We start from the raw sequence: 18,214 nt of genomic DNA on the forward strand, positions 1-18,214 counted from the left end.
CATGATTTAACACCTCAATGGGAGACTATATGACCCGCTGGTTGGTCAACATTCAAATTGTTTTTTATCGATATGATGTATCATCTCTATCTATTAGTTTGAATTGGTGGATGAAAAATATACATATAGCGAGATTAAATCGATTTTAATAACGCTGTTCTGTATGCATTGTTGCGATCGTTTAGCTGACTCGTAACAATTTCATGTAGCGTTTCTTGCCATAAAGATATTTGCAGAAATATTGCTATCACCTATTGATAAAAACTTAGTAGTGCGACTAACACATTTAATAAAAGTAACAACTCGAAAAATAGGTGCTTCACAAATTTAATTTAGCAACACTCAATCACGTTTCAGATACGAGTGATGGGGTTGCCAAAAAGTTTTTATTAGCTCTCGAAATTTTAAAGCCCACTTGCCAAGTAAATTTTGGCGAGCTGATTTGTTGTGCATTAAATCCTTAGCTAAACAAAAAGAAAAATATCGAAACTCAAATTAGAACTATGAAATAAAAATGTTCAACTTGGAGGGGAACAAATGAAAAAGTTAATTGGTTTAATTTCAATTCTATTAATTGTTGGTATTGCATTGTTATGGAGTTTTTCACAAACGCGGTTAGAGCAAAATGGGCTTGAATCAGATGAATCATTCGATAAACGTGCTAAAGAAAGCGTTAAGCAAGCTAATCTCCTCGAGCAAAAGGAGACTAAACCTGCGACAGAGATTTCTAAAACTCAAGCCAAAGAAATCGAGCCTATCGAGACTGTTGGTGCTGAAATCAGCGGCGAGTTTAACGGAATATCGAGACCATCAACAGTTGCAAAAGAAATTTTGGATAAGGCGGGTGTGTTACCCAAAGACCTTCAAGGGGAAGCATATGTCGAGTTCGACCTCGAAGCGCTTAGACAATTGGAAGTTGGTGACACATTTAACTTAGAAATACCACAGACTTCGGAGATGTTTTCTGCCGAAGTCACTAAAACAAACATTTTCGATAATGGTGATAAAAGTGTGTTTGGTCGGTTGGTTGGGTCGGATGGAAATCTTCATACGACTGTTCTAACCGTTGGGGCTGACGCACTTTACGGTCAGTTTACGACGACTTCTGGCAATTATGTTTTCGAGTCACTTGGCCAACATGGTTGGTTAGCTGCAAAGCGTGACCTTTACCGGAACCATGTCGAATTTGAGGCCGTTGAGATGGGCGCTTCAGCCAATGGCTCTCATCAATTCGCGGCTGATAAAAAGCAGTAGAACAAAATAAAACCTTAAGGAGGTAAAATAAATAATGAAAAATATAATAAGAAAACTCGGGTTAGCGACAGCATTGTGCACTTCAATGTTTGTTCAAGCTGAAACAATTGATATTGGAATTATGTATGATAATAATTCAGCGGCAAAAACCGGTAATATAAACACAAAGATCAATCAACTTATTTCTTTTAGTAATCAAGTATTCAGCCAAAATGGAATTGATATCACTCTTCGCTTGGTCGGTACGAGAAATCTCGGTAATTATCAGATTACGCCATCGAGCAGTTGGCTGAATGCAGTAACCAACAGTTCTTGGGTTAATGGGATCCGTGATGACTGGCGTGCTGATATGGTGGCTGTTCTCGGTGTCGGAGAGTCCGCCGGGCAACCTGGGCTAATTTCTTGTGGAATTGCTTGGGTTGGACAAGGTTCAAATGGAAACTTATACAGCTCACAGAGCGGTAAGATGTATAGCATTACAGCCGTTGATTGCGGTGCGACGACATTTGTCCATGAATTGGGTCATAACATGGGCAATGCGCATTCCCGCAAACAAGGAGACACAAGTGGGGGAGTGTATGTCGATGGAATGGGTCATGGTGTGCAAAACTTATTTGCAAGTATCATGGCTTACCCACATGTATTTGGTAGCGCAACCCAATATGACTATTTCGCCAATCCGAACTGGAGCGTGAGTGGCCAGCCCTATGGCATTAATGGTCAAGCCTATGGTTGGAAAACGATTAATGCGACTAAGAGAAGTATTTCTCGTTTCAAGTAAATAAATACGCTCTACTGCTTTGCGAAAAGGCTGACAACCGCGGTTGTTAGCCTTTTTTTTGATTCTCACTATGACCGATAGGAATTGATTTTATATAGAATAAACATATCGTTTTTAATATCAATATAACTAAACTATTAACTGACAAGAATCAACACCACTTACCGAGCCAAATCCATCCAAAATCGCGTTTTTTACTCCACATTCCCTCAAAACTTAAAGTATTACTTTAAGTTTGTATCTTAACTTAATGAATTAACTTCTTATTCGTAAAACAGCTAAAAGAACAGTGTTTTAAAATAGGCTAAGTCTTTGTGAAATAAGCATAATTTTGAGATTTTTCTCTCTCTTTTCGCTTGACAAAAAGGGCATCCACTACCTATAGTGCAAGGAAGTGGAGAAAAGTGTAGTTTTGTGCAACAAAGTGGTTTATCTGATCAATAGGCCACCAAGTAGCAGGTAAAAAAAGTGTTTCGTGGAGCTAACTCAATCAATTTGGACTCAAAAGGTCGCATTGCGGTACCAGCAAAGTATCGCGGTGCGATTGTTGATTCTGCGCGCTCCCATATGGTCGTTACCTGTGATCCGTATGATAACTGTTTATTGATTTTTCCCCTAGAACATTGGGAAGCAACTGAAACAGACCTACAATCTCTCTCCAACTCGAAACCACTCCACCGTCGCTTAAAGCGAATTATGTTAGCCCACGCAACTGAAGTAGATATGGACTCTAGCGGGCGCCTGTTGATTCCAGGTGTATTGCGCGAAAGAGCAAATTTAAACAAAGAAGTTATGTTGATTGGTCAGGGTAAAACCTTCCAATTATGGAATGAAGCTGAATGGAACCGACTCACAGAAGAAGATTTGGATGTGCTGTCGAGTGACGAGCTTGATTCGGATGAACTACCAGATCTGTACTACTAGGCCATGCAAAAAACACACGAACACATTACTGTCTTGCTCCACGAGGCGGTCGATGGCTTAGATGTAAAGCCCGACGGGATATACATCGACGGTACCTTTGGTAGAGGCGGCCACAGTCGATTGATTCTCGAGAAGTTAGGGCCTGTGGGGCGATTGATCGCTATTGATCGTGACCCGCAAGCCGCCCAGTCGGCAGCGGAGTTGCAAAAAGAAATGAGTGGTGAAAAACAGTTTGAATTTTATCATCAGAATTTTGCCAGTATTGTGCCATTGCTAGAACAGAAAGGTTTGTTAGGAATGGTAGATGGAGTTTTGTTGGATTTAGGTGTTTCTTCGCCACAACTCGACCAGGCAGATAGAGGGTTCAGTTTTTTAAAAGAAGGGCCGCTCGATATGCGAATGGATACTTCAAAAGGGATATCCGCCGCCGAATGGCTCGCGGTTGCTGAAGTCGAAGAAATGAAACGAGTATTAAAAGAGTATGGTGAAGAGAAATTTGCCTTGAGAATTGCAAGAGCGATAGCAGAGTATCGACAAGAGAAGACTATTACAACGACTACAGAGTTGGCAAAGATTGTTGATCAAGCTTGCCCGGTGAAGGATAAACATAAGCATCCTGCAACGCGCAGTTTTCAAGCGATTCGTATTTTTATAAATGATGAGCTGGGGGAATTGAATACGACTTTAGCGGTGACGCCACAAATTTTAGCAAAGGGAGGAAGACTTTCTGTGATTAGTTTTCACTCTTTAGAGGACAGAATAGTCAAAAGGTTTATCCGTCGAAAATCACAAGGTGACGTGTTACCAAAAGGATTGCCAGTTATGGACAGCGAGTTGAATAAAGAATTTAAAGCTATCGGCAAAGCAATAAAAGCAAGCAAGTCGGAAGTGAATCAGAACCCGCGCTCGAGAAGCGCTGTGTTACGCCTGGCTGAAAAATTATAGCGAATAGATTAATTAAAAAAAATAAGTTAAGGATAGATGAAAAATAACAAGCAAAAAAAATCAGTCGAACAACCGCCATCATTGTTGATGGCGATTGTTAACGATTTGCTCATTCGTCACTGGTTGGTGAGTGGGCTTGCTTTGTTGTTAGTAATTTCATCCATGCAACTGGCAAAAACGAGTCACCAGGCTCGCAAACTTACTGCTGAGTTTCAAAAGTTGAGAAAAACTGAGCAAGACCAACAAGTCGCCTTTGAGTCTTTAAGGTTAGAGTTAACCACGCTTTCAGAAGCCGATCGAATTTCTAGTCTTGCGAAAAAAGAGCTTGGTATGGTGGAAGTCACCACTAAAAATGAAAAGGTGATTTCGCTATGAGCCAAGCAAGAAAGCCCAATAGTATACCGTTAAGCAGTGGCCGCTTTTATGTGTTGCTTGCAACATTAGCCATCGCTTTTGTTGGTTTATTCGCGCGCGCTGTTTATTTGCAAGTTGATGCAGCGAAAGTGCTCAATAACCGAGCAGACTCAGCGAGTGTTAGAAATAAAAAAATTGATACACACCGCGGAATTATTACTGATAGAAATGGTATTGAACTCGCAGTCAGTGTCCCTGTGAAGTCCGTTTGGATGGATGTGACTGAAGTTATGAAAAAATCGCCACTGCTTGACGAAGAAGACTGGAATAGACTTGCGGTTATTGCGCGCAAAACGCCACAGCAGTTTAAGCAGTGGATAGTGAAAAGAAAAGGCCGAGAGTTTGCTTATGTTGCGCGTCACCTAGACCCTAAAACGGCGAGCGTCGTTAAGACTTTAGATTTGCCTGGAGTTTACCTAAAAGATGAGTTTCGTCGTTATTATCCATCGGCAGAAATTACTGCACACTTGATAGGTTTTACCGATGTCGATGATCGAGGCAGGGAAGGGCTAGAGCGCTCCTACGATGATTTATTAAGTGGCAAAGCTGGAGAAGAAATAGTCAGGTTGGACTTACAGCGCAGAGTCATTGAGCAGAAAGAAATCCTTAAAGAAGTAGAAAAAGGACAAAACTTAAAACTCAGTATTGATAGCCGTATTCAAGCGCTAGCTTATAAGGCATTAAAAACAGCTGTTCTAAAGCACAAGGCGAGTTCCGGAGCCTTGGTTATGTTGGATGTGGACACTGGGGAAGTTTTAGCGTTACTAAGCCAGCCTTCCTATAACCCGAATCGGTTTGATTCACGACGACCTCAATTTACTCGCAATAGCGCTTTTGTTGACAGTTTTGAGCCAGGGTCAACCGCAAAGGTTTTTACGGTAGCGAGTGCGCTTGAATCTGGTGTCGTTAAACCGTGGACTAAGGTCGATACCAAACCGGGCCGGATGAAATTGAATGGTTATTGGGTTAAAGACGGAAAAAACCATGGCCTGTTAGATGTGTCAGGCGTATTACAGAAGTCGAGTAATGTTGGGGTTACAAAGTTAGCGAAAATGATGACTGATGAGGAGTTTTTGAGCACTTTTTATCAAGTTGGATTCGGTGCTGATACCGCCAGTGGTTTTCCTGGTGAGAGTTCAGGTCGGATGAATTTCAGAGAAAATTGGAGTGACATAGAAAAAGCAAATGTTTCATTTGGTTATGGCTTTATGGTGACTCCTGTTCAGTTAGCACAAGCGTACGCGGTTTTAGGATCGTATGGTGTAAAACGTCCGCTAACTCTATTAAAACGCGAACAAATCCCTCAAGGGGAACAAGTTATTTCCCGACAAACGAGTCAACAAGTTGTTTCAATGATGGAGACGGTTGTTGGTGAAGGGGGAACCGGTCAAAAGGCAGGTGTCTATGGATATCGAATTGCCGGAAAAACTGGTACCGCACGCAAAGCTGATAATGGTGGCTACGGCGATCAATACGCTGTTTTCTTTGCAGGTTTAGCTCCTGTTAGCGACCCCAAGATTGCAATGGTTGTATTTGTCAATGAACCGAATAGTGAAGAGTACTATGCGGGTGACGTGGCGGCCCCAGTATTTGCGAAAGTGGCTGAAGAGACATTGCGATTGTTAAACGTAAAGCCCGATCAATATGAACGCGTTGCGGATAATGAAGTAGCAAAAGGAGACTCAAATGGCTGAGCGTCTTTTGCATGAAGTTTTGAAGGATACTTCCAGTGAGCAGGTAGCAGCTGACCGACTGTCACAGTCGGTTGGCTCGCTCGTTTTAGATAGTCGTTTAATAAAGCCAGGAGATACCTTTGTAGCCCTCAAGGGTTTTTTGACTGATGGCAGAAAATTTATTAAGAGTGCGTTGGAGAAAGGTGCAAATTTAGTGATTGCTGAAGGACTCGATAGAGAAGAGTTTGAAGCAACGATCAGTGAACTGTCTTGTGAAGATAAGATCATATGGGTTGATGATTTACAGCGACAAATTAGTTTAATTGCGAGTAATTATTATGAGCATCCATCGCAAAATTTAAAGACGATCGGCGTAACTGGAACTAATGGTAAAACCAGCGTTTCCTATTTAGTTGCGAAGACATTACAGCGACTTCATTTTGAATGCTTTTTACTCGGTACGCTGGGCGTCGGACAGAGTAGTAACTTAGAGGATTGCGGAAACACAACGGCGGATGCAATTACCATGCAACGAATTCTGCAACAGGCAGTTAATACTGGTGCTCAGTTCGCTTCAATGGAAGTTTCGTCACACGGTTTGGATCAAGATCGAGCTGCGGCGGTTAGATTTAACACCGCGATTTTTACGAACTTAACTCACGATCACCTAGATTACCATGGCACCATGGAAAATTATGGCGAAGCAAAACGTAAACTTTTTTTGTCGCCCGAACTCAAAAATGCGGTAATCAATGTCGATGACCGTTTTGGACGAAAGTTAGCTAAAGATGAAGTAATTAGCGCGACTAAATGGCTTGTAACAACTAAGTTACCGACTTCTGGTTCTAATTTGAATCGCTGGATATGGGCAGAAGAGGTGGTCTATTCGCTCGAGGGATTACATGCAAAAGTCTACACCCCTTGGGGAAGTGGTAGAGTTGACTCACCTTTAATTGGTCAATTCAATTTGTCCAATATATTAATTGTGATTGCCGCGCTTGGCAGTATTTTAAAAGATGTTAACCCGATATTACTGGCGTTAAAAAGTGTTCATGCTGCGCCAGGAAGAATGCAAAAATTTGGTCATAAAAATACGCCGCTAGCTGTTGTTGACTATGCACACACGCCAGATGCGCTAGAGCAGTCGTTGTTAGCCTTAAGAGAGCATTGTGTTGGCATGATTTGGTGTGTTTTTGGCTGTGGCGGTGATCGAGACAATACTAAAAGGCCACTGATGGCTCGTGTAGCGGAAAAGCTAGCCAATAAAGTCGTTGTTACATTTGATAATCCTCGAACTGAATCGAGCGAGGCGATTAAAGAAGATATATTTGGCGGTTTTAGAAAACCTGAGCGAGTCGAATATATTGAAGATCGTGAAATAGCGATCACAACCGCTATCGCTAAAGCCAAACCCGGCGATGCGGTGCTGATTGCGGGGAAAGGACATGAGGATTACCAAATAATCGGAACCGAAAAGTTTCACTTAAGCGATTTAGAAATCGCTGCAGAGCAGATTGAGGAGTACAAGGCGTGATTGAAGCGACCCTCTCTCAAATAAGTGAAGCGATAGGTGGCCAACTTGTAGGTGATGATTTATTGGTTTCAAGAGTATATACCGACAGTAGAGATGTTTGTGATAAGGGCTTATTTGTTGCTCTCAAAGGCCCTAATTTCGATGCACATAATTTTCTCGCTAAAGTTAAGGAACAAGGGGGCGAGGCTGCGGTAGTCGAACAACGTTCAGCGGTAGATATTTCGCAGATTATTGTGAAGGATACGCGAATTGCTTTGGGACAAATTGCCAAATTTAATCGTTCTCGGCTAAAAGCAAAGTTTGCCGCTATAACCGGTAGCAATGGAAAAACGACCGTTAAAGAGATGTTGGCATCGATCTTACAAAACGTCGGTGAGACTTATGCGACCCAAGGAAATTTCAACAACGAAATTGGCGCGCCATTAACATTGCTTCAAATGAATGAGTCGCATGAATTCGGCGTGATAGAACTTGGGGCAAATCATGCGGGGGAAATTGATTACACTGCTTCGATAACTCAACCCGATGTCGCTGTGATCAATAATGTTGCTGGTGCGCATTTAGAAGGGTTCGGTGATTTGCAAGGTGTCGCTAGAGCTAAAGGTGAAATTTATACTCAGTTGAACGCGGACGGTGTTGCGATAGTCAACAATGATGATGACTTTGCTGCTTATTGGGCACCTCGAATTAAGCAAAAGATGATCAAGTATTCGATGAAAGGTGACGGTGATCTGCTAGCTAAAAATATATCCTTAGACGAAAATTTAAAGCCGAGTTTTGATTTGGATTACATGGGAAAAAGTCAACGAGTCAACTTATCGTTAGCCGGTGAGCATAATGTGAATAATGCATTATCAGCCGCTGGCTGTGCATTGGCGCTGGGAGTGTCACTAGAAAATATAGCCATTGGTTTGTCTCAAGCTCCACATGTTACTGGACGCTTAATGATCGAAGAGTTAGATAATGGATGTCGTTTAATCGATGACACTTACAATGCCAATTTAGATTCTATGAGGGCTGCAATTAATGTATTAGCAAGCTACTCGGGACGCAGAATTTTAGTCGTGGGAGATATGGCTGAGTTGGGTGAATATGGACGTCAAAGCCACGAAGAGATAGGACAAATAGCGAATCAAGCAAAGCTTGATGCTTTGTATTCTTGTGGCGTACTAACACAATTTTCGCATTCTCGGTTTGATGGTGAAGGTAAACATTTCACAAACCAGAATGAACTCATAAAACAATTAAAACAAGAGGCGAATGCGAATACGACAATTCTTTGTAAAGGATCTCGTAGTGCGCATATGGAAAGAGTAATTCAAGCACTGATGGATGATTCTGAAACAAAGAATGAGAGTGTCGCTTCTCCAGAGGGGGAAAAATAAGATGTTGTTATGGTTGAGTGAATACTTACAGCAGTATTATTCGGGGTTTAACTTATTCGGTTACCTCACGATGCGAGGAATCTTGGGCGTACTGACAGCGTTTTTAATTTCATTATTGCTTGGGCCGTTTATGATTCGAAAATTATCCGGTAAGCAAATTGGACAAACCGTGAGAGATGACGGACCACAAACTCACTTGAGTAAGGCCGGAACTCCAACAATGGGGGGCGCGCTGATCCTAATTGCGATCGCTGTTTCCACACTGTTGTGGTCTGATTTACAAAATAGATTCGTTTGGGTTGTATTACTGACCACTTTAGGATTTGGTTTGGTCGGTTGGGTTGATGACTATCGAAAGCTTATCTACAAAGATCCTAAAGGCTTAGCCTCTCGTTGGAAATATTTTTGGCAATCAGTGGTTGGATTAATCGCCGCTGTTTATCTTTTTTACAGCGCGCAAGTTGATGCTGAAACAACGTTAATCATTCCGTTCTTTAAAAATGTAGCGATAAGTTTGGGATTGTTTTACATCTTGTTGAGTTATTTTGTCATAGTCGGCACCAGTAATGCGGTTAACTTAACGGATGGTTTAGATGGACTTGCGATACTGCCAACGGTATTAGTGGCTGGCGCTTTAGCTATCTTCGCTTACCTTACCGGTAATATTAATTTCTCAAGCTATTTATCAATTCCCTACATTCCTGGAACCGGAGAATTGATTATATTTTGTGGAGCATTGTGCGGTGCTGGGCTGGGATTTTTATGGTTTAACACCTATCCAGCACAAGTTTTTATGGGCGATGTTGGTGCGCTCGGTTTAGGCGCTGCTTTGGGCACTGTTGCAGTGATAGTTAGACAAGAGTTAGTGCTATTTATTATGGGAGGAATATTTGTGATGGAAACGATTTCCGTAATTTTACAAGTTGCCTCTTTTAAATTAACAGGTCGAAGAATATTTAACATGGCGCCACTTCATCACCACTATGAGCTTAAAGGCTGGCCAGAACCAAGAGTTATTGTGCGCTTTTGGATCATTTCAGTCGTTTTGGTTCTTATTGGATTGGCGACATTAAAGATTCGATAGAATAGTAACAAATAGGAAATATTGTGGATAAATCGCAGCAGAAATTAGTAGGCGTGTTTGGACTGGGGATGTCCGGGCTTGCTGCTGCGCGATATTTACAAAGAACCGACCAGCAGTTTTTTGTTGTTGATACAAGAGCAAAACCACCAGGTGAAAAAGAGCTAGCCTCGTTAAATAACTGTTTTTCTCATTATTTCGGTGATATTCCTCAAGAGTTGCTGAATAGTGCAAACATGATAATTGTCAGTCCTGGAATCGATTCAAACATTGCTCCGTTGAATCAAGCTAGAAAAAATGGCGTAGATATCGTTGGTGATGTTGAAATTTTTGCGCGACAAACTAAAGGAAAGATTGTTGCTATTACCGGCTCAAATGGAAAGAGTACTGTGACCGACTTAACCTATCAATTACTCAAAGCTGCTGGTGCGAATGTTGCTATCGGCGGTAATTTCGGCGTTCCTGTACTAGATTTTCTGCCCCTAGACCAAGCTGATATCTATGTATTAGAGCTATCAAGTTTTCAATTAGATACCACTCGATCGCTCAAAGCTGAAGTGGCGACGGTACTCAATATTAGCGAAGATCATATGGATCGTTATACCGATCTAACAGCTTATCAAAATTCTAAATTAACTATTTATCAAGGTGCAAAAAAATGTGTTGTTAATTTAGATGATAAGCAAACCGATTATCGAGGTGATAGAAATCGTAAGCAAGATAATGAAATAAGCAATGTGGTTGAGTTTAGCCTGACAAACCATGACGCAAAATATCACACAGAAATGGTTGATAAACGCATAGCTTTGCTAAATGAAGAGCAAGTAATAGTCTATGCCGATCAGCTAAAAATTTCAGGCGCTCATAATCTAAGTAATGCTTTAGCCGCAATTGCGTTAGTGAAAGAGTTAGGATTTAGTTTTTGTGATTCAATGAATAAGTGCTTAAGAAATTATAGCGGACTAGCGCATCGGTTTGAGCTTGTTGAAAGTGCCAATAATTGTGTATGGATAAATGATTCGAAAGCCACCAATGTCGGTGCGACTTTGGCTGCACTGAATGGCATTCAACCAACCGTCAAGTTTGTTATTCTTATCGCTGGAGGTGACGCAAAAGGTAGTGATTTGACTCCCTTAAAGCACGTTTTGAATACCAAGGTTAATAAACTTATCTTGATTGGCAAAGATGCGAAATTGTTTGCAGAAATGGTGCCGGAAGATCGAGTTTATTTTGCCAAAGATATGCCTGATGCGGTTCAATATGCGAGCAAATTAGTTACTCAACAAGTTGATAGTGAGTCGCTTGTACTATTGTCTCCTGCTTGTGCAAGTCTAGATATGTATAGCAGCTATGTTGCACGCGGCGAAGCTTTCATTGATGCAGTGAGGGCTTGCGCATGAACCAACTCAATTCGCAAGTTTGGTACGACAAGGTATTAGTATCTACGGTGCTTATTTTGATCGCTATCGGTATGATTATGGTGACCTCTAGCTCACTATATTATGCCGAAAATGGAATTAAGAGTGGCGAAAACCACTTTGTGATCCGTCACCTAATTTACTTACTTATTGCCTGTGTTAGTGTGAGCGTCGTTTTAACTCAACCGATTGAACGTTGGCAGAAGTATGGTCCTTATTTGCTGGTCCTCGGATTGTTTTTACTCGTGTTGGTCTTATTTGCAGGAAGAACCGTTAACGGCAGCCGCCGTTGGTTAGCGATAGGTCCGCTTACTTTTCAAGTATCAGAAGCAATCAAGCTATTTGTCATAGTATATCTTGCTGGTTATCTGGTTAGAAGAACCGATGAGCTACAAACTCAAATTAAAGGGTTTGCGAAGCCCTTATTAGTTTTAGCGCTAATTACTGGGCTGCTTCTATTAGAGCCTGATTTTGGCGCATCTGTTGTTATATTAGCGACGTCTTTAGCAATGCTGTTTTTAGGTGGTGCGCGACTGTGGCAGTTTATTGGTTTATCTGGAGCAGTCGCAGGAATTTTGGGAATCATTGCCGTGAGTCAACCCTATCGAATGGAGCGACTTATGACATTCCTTGATCCTTGGGCGGATCCTTTTGGTAGCGGATACCAATTAACACAATCGTTAATTGCTTTCGGTCGAGGGAGTTTGTTTGGGCAGGGATTGGGCAATAGTTTGCAAAAACTATCTTATTTACCAGAAGCTCATACTGATTTTATTTTCGCCGTATTAGCGGAAGAACTCGGGTTAATTGGCGTTGCGTTTGTGCTCTGTTTGTTTTTTGTTTTCTTTTATCGAGCCATGCAAATCGGCCGAAAAGCGTTAATTTTGGATAACCCCTATGCAGCCTACTTAGCTTATGGCATTGGTTTTTGCTTAACTTTTCAAGCGCTGATCAATATGGGAGTGACGAGTGGCGCATTACCTACTAAAGGTTTGACACTGCCATTTATTAGTTATGGTGGAAATAGTTTGATCGGTTGTGGAACTGCGGTCGCAATCTTATTGCGAGTTGATTATGAAAACCGTTTAAAGGAAGCAGGAATAGTAAAACAGTCTCCTAAAAAGAAAGATAAAGGGGGCAAGAATAAGTGATTAGTCAACAAGACAAAATCTTAATTATGGCCGGCGGGACTGGGGGACATATTTTTCCTGGCCTAGCAGTCGCCGAGGAACTTGAATCGAGAGGCTGGCAAGCGATTTGGTTAGGGTCAAAAGGTGGAATGGAAGAAGAGTTGGTTGCTAAATCTAACATCGAACTTAATTTGATTTCTGTTTCGGGTCTCAGAGGAAAAGGTGTGATTGGTTGGTTAAAGGCACCTTATAGTCTTAGTAAAGCGGTTATTGAAGCGATAAAAGTATTGAAAAAGATTAAACCCAAAGTTGTCGTAGGCTTTGGTGGTTTTGCCTCTGGTCCGGGCGGCGTAGCGGCATTTCTAACTGGTACGCCTTTAGTGATTCATGAGCAAAATGCGGTTGCAGGGATGACTAACAGAATTTTATCTAGGCTAGCGAAAAAGGTTTTTCAGGCGTTTCCGGGGGCTTTTATTAGGGCCGATAAGGTTGAGACGGTTGGCAACCCGATAAGACAGTCAATTGTCGAACTACGCAATAAGAAAGAGACTCCTGTAATAGAGCCGAAAAAGTTGATTAATGTTTTAGTCGTGGGTGGTAGCCGAGGCGCTTTGGCCCTAAATCGACTACTACCAAACCTTTTCAAAAATTTGTTTGAACAAGAATTGATTGGTATTCGTCATCAAGTTGGTAAAGGCCGAAAAGAAGAGTCAGAAAAATTCTATTTAGCTGAAAATATACAGCCAGGGGAAAGGTTGGAAATTAAAGAGTTTATTGACGATATGGCAGAAGCAATGGATTGGGCTGACGTCGTAATATGCCGAGCAGGCGCGTCAACTGTGTCAGAAATTGCAGCAGCCGGACTTTGTGCAGTGTTTGTACCGTTTCCTTATGCTGTTGATGACCATCAAACGGCTAACGCTAACTGGTTAGTCGCGGAGCAGGCGGCAATCTGTATTCAAGAAAGAGACTTGTCAACTGATGAAACTAAAGCAAAGTTAACCGAGTTGATTTCTTCGCCAGAGCAGATCGCAGCGATGGCGAAAAAGGCGAAGCAAGTTGCATATTTGACTGCAGCGACGAAGGTCGCTGATTTTTGCGAGGATTTGAGGATGAAGGCCGCATGAAACATTTAAACGAGCAAATCGCCAATACAGTCATTGAAATACCCGAAATGCGGCGTATTCGAAGAGTGCACTTCATCGGAATTGGTGGTGCAGGTATGTGCGGTATTGCAGAGGTGCTGATTAACCAAGGTTATTCAGTAACCGGTTCTGATCCGAGCGACAATCAAGTGACTAGAAGACTCGAAACTCTGGGCGCAGAAGTGTTTCATCAGCACACCGCAAATAACGTCTTGGGTGCTGATGTGGTAGTGGTGAGCACGGCGATCCCGCCTGATAATCCAGAAATGGAAGCGGCGCGTTCGCGGAGAATTCCGATCGTTCCTCGCGCAGAAATGCTCGCAGAATTAATGCGATTTAGACATGGTGTCGCGGTAGCTGGTACACACGGAAAGACAACGACGACGAGTCTATTAGCAACGCTTTATGGAGACGCAGGACTCGATCCAACTTTTGTGATCGGTGGTTTACTTAATCGCTTGGGGGCGAATGCTCGATTGGGAAGAAGTCGATATTTTATCGCTGAAGCAGACGAAAGCGACGCATCGTTTTTACATTTGCAACCGATGGTCTCGGTAGTCACAAATATCGATATGGATCATATGGATACCTATGATGGCGATTTCGAAAAAGTAAAACATACTTTTATCGAATTTCTACATAACCTTCCGTTTTACGGACTTGCTGTTTTATGTGGCGACGATGAAGGAGTTCAACAAATTATTCCAAAGTTGATGCGGCCCTATGTGACTTATGGGTTTAACGATGGCGTTGATTATCAAGCGGTTGATTTTAGACAAGATGGCGGACACTCTTTTTATAAAATCAAGCGCAAAGGCAAACCGGGCTTAGTCGAGATTCAACTCAATATGCCAGGCAGACATAACGTTTTAAATTCATTGGCGGCTTTTACCGTAGCCAATGAAGATGGCGTAAGAGCGCCTGCGTTAATGGAGTCTCTGAAAAACTTTGGTGGTATTGGGCGGCGTTTCCAATTTTGCGGTGAGTTTGAGACGAAAGCTGGAAAGTTACAGCTGGTTGACGATTACGGACATCATCCAACTGAAGTCGCCGCAACCATTGCTGCGGTTCGAGACGGTTGGAAAGATAAACGTTTGGTGATGGTGTTTCAGCCACACCGATATACGAGAACGCGAGATTTGTTTGAAGACTTTGCATCGGTTTTATCGAAAGTTGATGTGTTGATCATGTTGGAAGTATACGCAGCTGGCGAAGCACCCATAGCCGGTGCTGATGGGCGGAGTTTGTGTCGTTCAATTCGTCAACGAGGAAAACTTGATCCGATATTTATTGAAGATCAGTCTGAGTTAAATGCAACCTTAGCAGCAGTGGTTAAGGATGATGATTTGATCGTTACTCAGGGGGCGGGCAATGTTGGCGGAATAGCTAAGTCATGGTCCCAAGAAAGCCTCAGTTTTATCGACAAGTTTAAAAGCTAGTAAGCCCAGGATTTTTTAGGAAATAAGTATTTAAATGAGTTTAAGCCACTTGAAATCGAATAGAGCACCTGAAGATTACGGCAAAGTAGCTGTGTTATACGGTGGTGAATCGGCAGAGCGAGAAGTCTCATTAAATTCTGGCGAAGCGGTCTATCAAGGCTTAATAAAGTCTGGAATAGATGCGATAAAAATTGACCCCAGCGACAACTTTTATCAGCAATTAATAAGCAACAAGATTGACCGAGTGTTTAATGTGCTACACGGACGTGGCGGAGAAGATGGTGTTGTTCAAGGTTTTTTAGAAACGTTGAAGATTCCTTACACCGGGTCAAATGTCGTCGGCGCCGCTATTTCTATGAACAAGTTGTTGAGCAAACAGGTGTGGCGACAACTGGGAATTTCAACGGCACATTTTGAAGCTGTCGAAAAGCAAGATAGTTTTGGCGTGAGTGAAGCGAGAAGGCTGTTGGCAAAACTGGGGCCTAATTTATTTGTTAAGCCAGTAAAGGAGGGGTCGAGTGTAGGAATGTCAAAAGTCTCCACCCCGGAGGAGCTAGTGGATGCGGTGACGCTTGCCCATCAATATGACTCAGAGGCGCTAGTCGAGAGTTTTATTGCGGGTAAAGAATATACCGTTTCGCTCGTTAAAGGTGTGGCACTACCGAGTATTAGCATGCAAACACCGCGAGAGTTTTATGATTATGAGGCTAAATATCAGTCAAACGAAACTGAGTATTTTTGTCCAAGCGGACTGTCATGGGAAGAAGAAAAAAGGATTGGCGAAATCGCCTTACGAGCATTCACTAGTTTGGGATGTTCAGGTTGGGGAAGGATTGATTTTATTCGTGACGGTAGAGATGGTGAATTCTTAATCTTAGAAGCGAATACCGTACCCGGAATGACCACGAGCTCGTTAGTTCCCAAAGCGGCTAATGCACTGAATATCAGTTTTGAAGAGTTAGTTTTATCGATTTTAGATACCAGTTTTGATTCTAAGTGATAGAGAGAAAACGAGAAAGTAATGACAAAAAAAATGGCTGTCAGAAAAAATAAACCAAAGCAGAAGCGCTTTGAGTTTAAAGCGCCGCGATTGAGTAAGGCAATTGCGCGTGCGACTGCCGTGTTGACTGTGTTACTTGGCTTAGGCTTTGCCGTTTATCAAGGCACCCAAGCGTACCATGATATTTGGCCGGTTAAACAAGTGATGGTTGAGAATGACCTTCGCTATGTCAAAGAGAGTGACTTAGCCAAATTTGTTATGTCACAAGACGTAAAAGGAATGCTCGCGATTGATATCAAGCAACTGCAATCTAAAGCGGTTGAGATTGATTGGGTAAAAGGTGTTGAAGTCAGAAAAGTATGGCCAGATCAACTGTTGTTTTCTGTATCCGAGCTACAGCCTGTCGCAGTTGTCGATGGGGGCATATTGACTCGCGAGGGCACCAAGATAGCAAAGGACGATAGAGAGTGGTTGTTTAGTAGCTTACCCAATCTCTCTATCGCTTCTACCGATAAAGTCACTAATCAAGACTATTTAAAAGTTTGGCAAGAATTTAAACAAATTAAACGGCAACTTGAGTTGTTAGCATTAAATTTAGACGCTCTAAAAGTCGATGAAGTGAAAAACTGGCATCTCAGTTTTGACAATGGTTTGCAAATGAATTTAGGGCGTAAAGATAGGGCCGAGCGGATTGCTAGATTAGTTAAAGTTTATGCTTCTATCAAAGAAGTGAAGCGAATCAAAAATATTGATCTTCGTTACCACAACGGAATATCCGTTGAATGGTTAGCTGCTGACGAAGCATTGAATAGTTAAAGAATTTTAGGGCAAAGAGAGCCGTAAATTATGTCTAAGATACAAGAAAAAAAATTAATTGTTGGTTTGGATATCGGTACTTCCAAAGTCGTTGCAATCGTGGGTGAAATTAGCCCCGAAGGTAAAACCGATATTATCGGAATTGGAAGCCATCCCTCTAACGGATTAAAAAAAGGTGTGGTGGTAAATATCGAATCGACTGTGCAATCAATTCAGCGTGCAGTGGAAGAAGCTGAGTTGATGGCTGGCTGTCAAATACACTCGGTATTTGCCGGTATCGCTGGTAGCCATATTCGCAGTTTAAACAGCCATGGCATCGTTGCAATTCGTGATAGCGAAGTTAATGCCGGAGATGTAGAACGAGTAATTGATGCAGCTCGAGCAGTCGCTATTCCGGCCGACCAACGGATACTCCACATTCTTCCGCAGGAATTTATTATTGACAATCAAGAAGGCGTTCGAGAGCCGATAGGAATGTCAGGCGTTCGACTCGAAGCAAAAGTTCACATGGTAACAGGGGCGGTCAGCGCAGCACAAAATATTGTCAAATGCATTCAGCGATGCGGCTTAGAAGTCGATGACATTATTTTAGAGCAGCTGGCATCTTCTTATTCTGTTTTAACAGAAGATGAAAAAGAATTAGGCGTCTGTATTGTGGATATTGGTGGCGGCACCACAGATATTGCAGTGTTTACTGAAGGCGCTATTCGTCACACCGCGGTTATACCGATTGCCGGCGATCAAGTGACCAATGATATTGCTGTTGCTTTGCGGACACCAACGCAACATGCCGAAGATATAAAGATTAAATATGCCTGCGCGCTTCGACAACTGACGTCACTCGAAGACACAATTGAAGTGCCCGGTGTAGGCGACAGAAACTCGCGGAAAATGTCTCGCCAAACACTCGCCGAGGTTGTCGAGCCTCGCTATGAGGAGCTTTTTACATTAGTTCAAGCTGAACTGAGAAGGAGTGGTTTCGAAGAGATCATTCCCGCTGGAATTGTGTTGACCGGTGGTTCTTCAAAAATGGAAGGACTGATTGATTTAGCGGAAGAAGTATTTCACATGCCGGTGCGCTTAGGTGTGCCGCAAGGTGTTCATGGATTGGTTGATGTGGTTCGGAATCCGATCCACGCAACCGGTGTGGGATTGCTGTTATATGGACAGCAGCAAAATGTTACACGCAACGTATTTGACGAGCAGGAAAATGGATTTGGTCGTCTAATAAAGCGAATGAAGCAGTGGTTTAGTGGATTTTAAATGGGACTTAAC

Annotated in this window: 16 protein-coding genes; all 16 read left to right on the plus strand. The window is 42.3% G+C overall.

What is annotated here, in order from left to right:
* The first annotated feature begins 537 nt into the window (after positions 1–537).
* The 16 genes from FLL45_RS10065 to ftsA all read left to right on the plus strand — a co-directional run bounded on the left by FLL45_RS10065 (position 538) and on the right by ftsA (position 18,202).
* A complete protein-coding gene (locus FLL45_RS10065; RefSeq protein WP_142941887.1) occupies positions 538–1,254 on the plus strand; it encodes a hypothetical protein in 717 nt (238 codons plus the stop codon).
* 34 nt (positions 1,255–1,288) lie between these two features.
* On the plus strand, positions 1,289–2,035 hold the full coding sequence (locus FLL45_RS10070) for a zinc-dependent metalloprotease family protein (RefSeq protein WP_142941888.1): 747 nt from the start codon (positions 1,289–1,291) through the stop codon (positions 2,033–2,035).
* A 468-nt stretch (positions 2,036–2,503) separates the two neighbouring features.
* Entirely contained in the window at positions 2,504–2,959 is a 456-nt protein-coding gene (gene mraZ, locus FLL45_RS10075; RefSeq protein ID WP_142941889.1) for a division/cell wall cluster transcriptional repressor MraZ, read from the plus strand.
* Between the two features lie 3 nt (positions 2,960–2,962).
* A complete protein-coding gene (gene rsmH, locus FLL45_RS10080) occupies positions 2,963–3,904 on the plus strand; it encodes a 16S rRNA (cytosine(1402)-N(4))-methyltransferase RsmH (protein ID WP_142941890.1) in 942 nt (313 codons plus the stop codon).
* Positions 3,905–3,940: 36 nt separating this feature from the next.
* Complete coding sequence (gene ftsL / locus FLL45_RS10085) at positions 3,941–4,279, plus strand: cell division protein FtsL (RefSeq protein WP_142941891.1); 339 nt, start codon at positions 3,941–3,943, stop codon at positions 4,277–4,279.
* Complete coding sequence (locus tag FLL45_RS10090; RefSeq protein WP_142941892.1) at positions 4,276–6,012, plus strand: peptidoglycan D,D-transpeptidase FtsI family protein; 1,737 nt, start codon at positions 4,276–4,278, stop codon at positions 6,010–6,012. The genes ftsL and FLL45_RS10090 overlap by 4 nt, the downstream gene beginning before the upstream one ends.
* Positions 6,005–7,525, plus strand: coding sequence for a UDP-N-acetylmuramoyl-L-alanyl-D-glutamate--2,6-diaminopimelate ligase (locus FLL45_RS10095; RefSeq protein WP_142941893.1), 1,521 nt, complete (start codon positions 6,005–6,007; stop codon positions 7,523–7,525). Before FLL45_RS10090 ends, FLL45_RS10095 begins: the two co-directional genes overlap by 8 nt.
* Complete coding sequence (locus FLL45_RS10100) at positions 7,522–8,910, plus strand: UDP-N-acetylmuramoyl-tripeptide--D-alanyl-D-alanine ligase (protein WP_142941894.1); 1,389 nt, start codon at positions 7,522–7,524, stop codon at positions 8,908–8,910. The genes FLL45_RS10095 and FLL45_RS10100 overlap by 4 nt, the downstream gene beginning before the upstream one ends.
* 1 nt (position 8,911) lies before the next feature.
* The gene (mraY, locus tag FLL45_RS10105; RefSeq protein ID WP_142941895.1) at positions 8,912–9,994 is read left to right on the plus strand and encodes a phospho-N-acetylmuramoyl-pentapeptide-transferase; all 1,083 of its coding nucleotides are present in this window, start codon (positions 8,912–8,914) and stop codon (positions 9,992–9,994) included.
* A gap of 23 nt (positions 9,995–10,017) precedes the next feature.
* Complete coding sequence (gene murD, locus FLL45_RS10110; protein ID WP_142941896.1) at positions 10,018–11,391, plus strand: UDP-N-acetylmuramoyl-L-alanine--D-glutamate ligase; 1,374 nt, start codon at positions 10,018–10,020, stop codon at positions 11,389–11,391.
* On the plus strand, positions 11,388–12,560 hold the full coding sequence (ftsW, locus tag FLL45_RS10115; RefSeq protein ID WP_142941897.1) for a putative lipid II flippase FtsW: 1,173 nt from the start codon (positions 11,388–11,390) through the stop codon (positions 12,558–12,560). The genes murD and ftsW overlap by 4 nt, the downstream gene beginning before the upstream one ends.
* Positions 12,557–13,666, plus strand: coding sequence for an undecaprenyldiphospho-muramoylpentapeptide beta-N-acetylglucosaminyltransferase (murG, locus tag FLL45_RS10120; protein WP_246075806.1), 1,110 nt, complete (start codon positions 12,557–12,559; stop codon positions 13,664–13,666). The genes ftsW and murG overlap by 4 nt, the downstream gene beginning before the upstream one ends.
* A complete protein-coding gene (murC, locus tag FLL45_RS10125) occupies positions 13,663–15,123 on the plus strand; it encodes a UDP-N-acetylmuramate--L-alanine ligase (RefSeq protein ID WP_142941898.1) in 1,461 nt (486 codons plus the stop codon). The genes murG and murC overlap by 4 nt, the downstream gene beginning before the upstream one ends.
* Positions 15,124–15,157: 34 nt before the next feature.
* A complete protein-coding gene (locus FLL45_RS10130; protein WP_142941899.1) occupies positions 15,158–16,123 on the plus strand; it encodes a D-alanine--D-alanine ligase in 966 nt (321 codons plus the stop codon).
* A gap of 21 nt (positions 16,124–16,144) precedes the next feature.
* A complete protein-coding gene (locus tag FLL45_RS10135) occupies positions 16,145–16,939 on the plus strand; it encodes a cell division protein FtsQ/DivIB (protein WP_142941900.1) in 795 nt (264 codons plus the stop codon).
* A 30-nt stretch (positions 16,940–16,969) separates the two neighbouring features.
* The gene (gene ftsA / locus FLL45_RS10140; protein WP_142941901.1) at positions 16,970–18,202 is read left to right on the plus strand and encodes a cell division protein FtsA; all 1,233 of its coding nucleotides are present in this window, start codon (positions 16,970–16,972) and stop codon (positions 18,200–18,202) included.
* The last annotated feature ends 12 nt before the right edge of the window (positions 18,203–18,214 follow it).

The sequence above is a fragment of the Aliikangiella marina genome (assembly GCF_007004765.1).
In the GTDB taxonomy this organism is placed as follows: domain Bacteria; phylum Pseudomonadota; class Gammaproteobacteria; order Enterobacterales; family Kangiellaceae; genus Aliikangiella; species Aliikangiella marina.